Here is a 4938-nt window from a genome sequence, read left to right as displayed (position 1 = left end):
GTATACTATAATCATTAAATAAAGACCTCCTAACTTTATTTAATAGAAATCCTAAACTTTTTCATAATAATCTCCTAGGGAAGCTACCGTGAGGGTAGCTTTTCTTGTGGCAAAATTAGGAGAAGGAGCTTTGCTTTTGAAAGCCAAATATTTCTTTGATCCATGATATAATAGAAGAAAATGGAGGATAGAAAATGTCTAAAGTAAGATTGTACTTAGTCCGTCATGGGAAAACCATGTTTAACACGATTGGACGTGCTCAAGGATGGAGTGATACGCCTCTAACTGCAGAAGGTGAGTTGGGAATTCATGAGTTGGGAATTGGCTTGAGAGAGTCTGGTTTGCAGTTTGACCGAGCTTATTCCAGTGATTCAGGGCGTACCATTCAGACCATGGGAATTATCCTAGAAGAACTGGGTTTACAAGGGAAAATCCCTTACCGCATGGATAAGCGAATCCGTGAGTGGTGCTTTGGTAGTTTTGATGGGGCCTATGATGGAGACCTCTTTATGGGGGTCATTCCTCGTGTTTTCAAGGTGGATCATGTTCATCAGTTATCCTATGCAGAGCTAGCTGAAGGTTTGGTAGAGGTTGATACTGCTGGTTGGGCTGAAGGTTGGGAAAAACTTAGTGGCCGAATTAGAGAAGGTTTTGAAACGATTGCCAAAGAAATGGAAGAACAAGGTGGTGGCAATGCCTTGGTTGTTAGCCACGGGATGACCATTGGTACGATGGTTTATCTCATTAATGGCATGCATCCGCATGGTCTAGATAATGGTAGTGTGACCATTCTAGAATACGAGAACGGTCAGTTTACTGTTGAAATCGTCGGTGACCGTAGCTATCGGGAACTGGGACGTGAGAAGATGGAAGAAAATTCTATTTAATCAGTAAATACGTTCATCAGAACTTCGGGTCATGTATTGTGATAAGAGATTAGAAAAACAGCCTAGGATCATCCTTTCGGCTGTTTTTGATAGGGAAAAATTAGAGTGTAATGTTATTGCTTTTAGAGATTTTCATGAATAATAGTAAGGAAGCGACTGTTAGGATAGATAAAATCGTGGATAAAGCTGCGGCTACACCATAATTTCCTCTGAGAACCTCTGTATAGATTGCTACGGTCATAGTTTTTGTTTTGGAATTATATAGCAGGATAGAAGTAGAGAGTTCTGAAATCATTGTTACCCATGATAGAATAGATCCAGAAATAATACCGGGTAACATCATTGGAACAGTGATTTTACTGAAAGTATTGAGACGGCTACTTCCTAAACTCTCAGCGGCTTCTTCAATGCTAGGTGTTATTTGTTGCAAGCTAGCAACAGATGAGCGGATTGTATAAGGGAGTCTTCGGACAGATAAGGAGATAATCAATATAAAGGCTGTTCCTGTAATCATCAGAAATCCGCTTCCAAAAAGACCAGTATTGAATGAAGAAATGAAGGCAATACCTAGAACAGTTCCTGGCACAATATAAGGTACCATACTAAGGCTATCAATTAAGTTTGTAAACAAATTTCGTTTTCTAACAGCTAGGTAGGAGATAACCGTTGCAAATAAAACAACAAGAATTAAAGCAATCAAAGGAATGCGAATCGTATTAAAAATAGCAGATCCCATACGATTGAAGGCAATTTTGTAACTATTTAGAGAATAGCCTTTGACAAATACCATACCTGATGTTTTTAGGAAAGAGGTATAAATCAAGTAGACTTGAGGTAGAACAGAGAACAAGATAATTCCGTAGACTGTTGCATAAATAGCAGCCATTTTTCCTTTTGTAGTTTTTTTCGGCTCAATTGGATGGAGCGAATTCATGCTGAAACTATAGCGATTTGAAATATATTTTTGGATGAGGAAGATTGTTAAAGCAATGATAATCGCCATGATTGCTAAAGCAGATGCAAATGCAGAATTTCCGCCAACCTCACTAATGAATTGATTATAAATTAAAACAGGGAAAGTCCGATATCCTTCACCAATTAACATAGGAGTTCCGAAGTCGGAGAATGCTCTCATAAATACAAGTAGCGTAGCAGCAAGTAAAGTTGGAACTAAAAGAGGCAAAACAACTGTTACCATACGTTTGAATCCGATTACCCCCATACTTTCAGCGGCTTCAAGAAGGGAATGGTCAATCCTTTTCATTGCTCCAGCCACGTATAGAAAAACTAATGGGAATAGCTGAAGTGTAAACACAAGTACAATTCCTTTGAAGCCATAAATATCAAAAGCAGGCAAATGGAGTGTGTTGGTTAGAAATTTTGTAATAACTCCGTTTCTACCAAGAAGTAGAATCCAAGAATAGGCACCTACAAAGGGAGCTGACATGGATGCTATGATAATCAATATCTGTAAAAATTTCTTTCCTTTGAAGTCATATATAGAAAAGAGGTAAGCTAATAAAGTCCCTAAAACTAGGGAAGTTACAGTAGAAGTAATGGAGACGTTAAAACTGTTTACTAGTGTCTCAGAGTAATAGGATTTACTAAAGAAATCTTCAAAATTAGCGAGTGAGAATTGACCTTCATGTATGAGTGCTTGCTTGAGTACAATAATAATTGGATAAACAAGAAAAATAAGATAGGTAAGAAAGATGAAGAATGAGGAGGCTGTCCAAATATTTAGTTTTTTACCTTTCATAGCCAACTCCTGTAATAAGATTTTGGGAACCATCTGCAGAAAAGACATTTAACTTTTGAGTATTGATTCGTAGACGAATTCGATCCCCTTTTTGAAGATCTTCTTCAAAAGTTGATTCTTCGCTGACCTGTATTTTTGAAGAAAATGCAGTCTCTACAAAATATTCAGTGGTGAGTCCAAGATAAACACTATCGGAAATGATTCCTTCAATATCTCCAGATTCATCTTTGATAAACTCTTCGGGACGGATACTCACAAGAACAGCTTGTTCCTTAGCTTGATCAAGAGCTGGCATAGGGAGGGCATAGCCATCTGAGAAGACGATATAAGCACTGTCGCTCTTTTTTTGTAGTTTGGCTGGGATGAGATTTGTGCGTCCAATAAAGGTTGCCACAAACTCATTAGCTGGTTTATGATAGAGTTCTTTTGGTCGTCCGACTTGTTGGATGATCCCATCTTTCATAACGGCAATCTGGTCTGAAATAGCCATCGCTTCTTCTTGATCGTGGGTCACATATACAGTTGTAATTCCCACTTCGTGTTGAATTTCTCGAATAACTTGGCGCATATCTAAGCGAAGTTTCGCATCCAGGTTACTAAGTGGCTCGTCCATGAGGAGAACACTTGGATTAACAGCTAATGCACGTGCTAAGGCGACACGTTGTTGTTGTCCACCACTGAGTTTATCGGGCTTTCGATCTGCGTATTGATTAATTTGCATTAGTTCCAGATATTTATTAGTTTGTTGAACTAATTCATCTTTTGGAACCTTTTTTTGTTTAAGACCAAAAGCAACATTATCTCGGACAGTCAAATGTGGGAAAATAGCGTAGTTTTGGAAAACCATGCCGATGTTGCGTTTGCTGGGTTCTATATTATTTATTTTAGTATCATCGAAGTAAAATTCTCCGCCTTCAATACTGTTGAAGCCTGCAATCATTCGAAGAAGGGTCGTTTTTCCACAACCTGAAGGTCCAAGAATGGTGAAAAGACTTCCTTTTGGAATCGTAACGTTTAAATTCTCAATGACAGGAATGTCGTGGTAGATTTTTTTTGCGTTAATAATTTTGATCTCACTCATAGTGAACCTCTTTTACTGTTTCGATTGAATATTAGTGAAAATATCATTGTACTTTTTAAGAATAGCTGATTTATTTTGGATGACATAATCTGAATCTTCAGTAGCGATATTGATTTCTGTCATTGCTTTCATATTTTTATTGATTTTAGCATTTTTTCGAATGGGTCTAATGGTTGTTTCAGTTCCTAGTTTATCCTGAATGTCTTGAGAAAGAAGGAAATCGATAAATTTTTTAGCGTTTTCCATGTGTTTGGCATTTTTGATAATAGCTGCGTTACCAGGCAAAAAGACGGTTCCTTCTTTTGGATAAATGACTTTTACATCAACGCCATCGTTTAAGAGTTTCAATGCAGGATCTTCATAGGTGAGTCCGACAGCCATTTCTCCGTCAGCGACTGATTTGTAGACATTTGAAGAACTAGAAGCAATTTTCCCATCTACTAAGCTAAATAGATTTTTCACATATGTCCAAGCTTGCTCATTTTCATAGCCCCCTTGATCCACAAGCATGTTTGTTAATTGAGCAAAGGCACTAGAAGAATTACTTGGATCAGCAGTAGCGATTTTTCCTTTTAATTTGGGATTGAGTAAATCATTGTAGCCTTCAATTTTAATGTCTTTTGTAAGAGCTGAATTGGCAATGATGACACTGACGTCAAGTGTATAAGGGGTGTAGAATCCGGTTTTATTTTGATATTCAGGGATAATGTGGTCGTTTTCTTGGGAAGTATACGGCTCAAAGAGCTTTTCGTTAGAAGAGAAGAGTGCGTAGGAACCTCCGAAAATGACATCGGCTACAGGAGCTTCTTTCTCAGCCTCAGCTTTCTTGAATAATTCACCAGTACTAGCTTGGACTAAATCAACCTTGATACCATATTTTTCTTCGAAAGCTGGGATTGTTTCTTCAATAAGATCTTCAGGGTTAGGCGAATAAACAACTAAAGTCTTATCCGTATCATTTTCAATGCTAGTTTCAGCTTCTGTTGTTGAAGAACATCCTGACAAAAGTAGAAATATCCAGCTGAAATAGAGAAGTGATAGTGTTTTTTTCATAATTTTTCTCCTTTTTTACGAACATTATTCTCTGTTTGTTTACCTAATGTTTTCAATTACAGAGTTCTACATCATATAATAAAAACCTTAAAGAAATCTAAAACGAGAAATATGAGTTAAAGAAGTTAGGGGAAGTAGCTACAAGAGACAAATAATCA

At 37.4% G+C, this 4938-nt stretch carries 4 protein-coding genes; 1 reads left to right on the top strand and 3 read right to left on the bottom strand.

The window, feature by feature from the left end; genetic code table 11:
* The first annotated feature begins 194 nt into the window (after positions 1-194).
* A complete protein-coding gene (locus tag GMD4S_RS10540) occupies positions 195-887 on the top strand; it encodes a histidine phosphatase family protein (RefSeq protein ID WP_000049290.1) in 693 nt (230 codons plus the stop codon).
* A 100-nt stretch (positions 888-987) separates the two neighbouring features.
* On the opposite strand, the gene GMD4S_RS10535 is transcribed toward GMD4S_RS10540, so the two are convergent.
* From GMD4S_RS10535 to GMD4S_RS10525, 3 genes are read right to left on the bottom strand one after another with little or no spacing between them, the layout of a single operon-like run.
* Positions 988-2646, bottom strand: a complete 1659-nt coding sequence (locus GMD4S_RS10535) for an ABC transporter permease (RefSeq protein ID WP_000676642.1) — start codon at positions 2644-2646, stop codon at positions 988-990.
* Positions 2636-3727, bottom strand: coding sequence for an ABC transporter ATP-binding protein (locus GMD4S_RS10530; RefSeq protein ID WP_001289677.1), 1092 nt, complete (start codon positions 3725-3727; stop codon positions 2636-2638). The genes GMD4S_RS10535 and GMD4S_RS10530 overlap by 11 nt, the downstream gene beginning before the upstream one ends.
* Positions 3728-3739: 12 nt before the next feature.
* Positions 3740-4780, bottom strand: coding sequence for an ABC transporter substrate-binding protein (locus GMD4S_RS10525; RefSeq protein WP_000753272.1), 1041 nt, complete (start codon positions 4778-4780; stop codon positions 3740-3742).
* Positions 4781-4938 lie beyond the last annotated feature (158 nt).

The organism is Streptococcus sp. GMD4S (assembly GCF_000296955.1).
Note: the sequence above shows the minus strand (reverse complement) of the source record. Positions and strands in the feature narration are given on the sequence as shown.

Coding starts and splice junctions, on each gene's coding strand:
- GMD4S_RS10540 (WP_000049290.1), top strand. CDS start 195: ATGTCTAAAGTAAGATTGTACTTAGTCCGTCATGGGAAAACCATGTTT.
- GMD4S_RS10535 (WP_000676642.1), bottom strand. CDS start 2,646: ATGAAAGGTAAAAAACTAAATATTTGGACAGCCTCCTCATTCTTCATC.
- GMD4S_RS10530 (WP_001289677.1), bottom strand. CDS start 3,727: ATGAGTGAGATCAAAATTATTAACGCAAAAAAAATCTACCACGACATT.
- GMD4S_RS10525 (WP_000753272.1), bottom strand. CDS start 4,780: ATGAAAAAAACACTATCACTTCTCTATTTCAGCTGGATATTTCTACTT.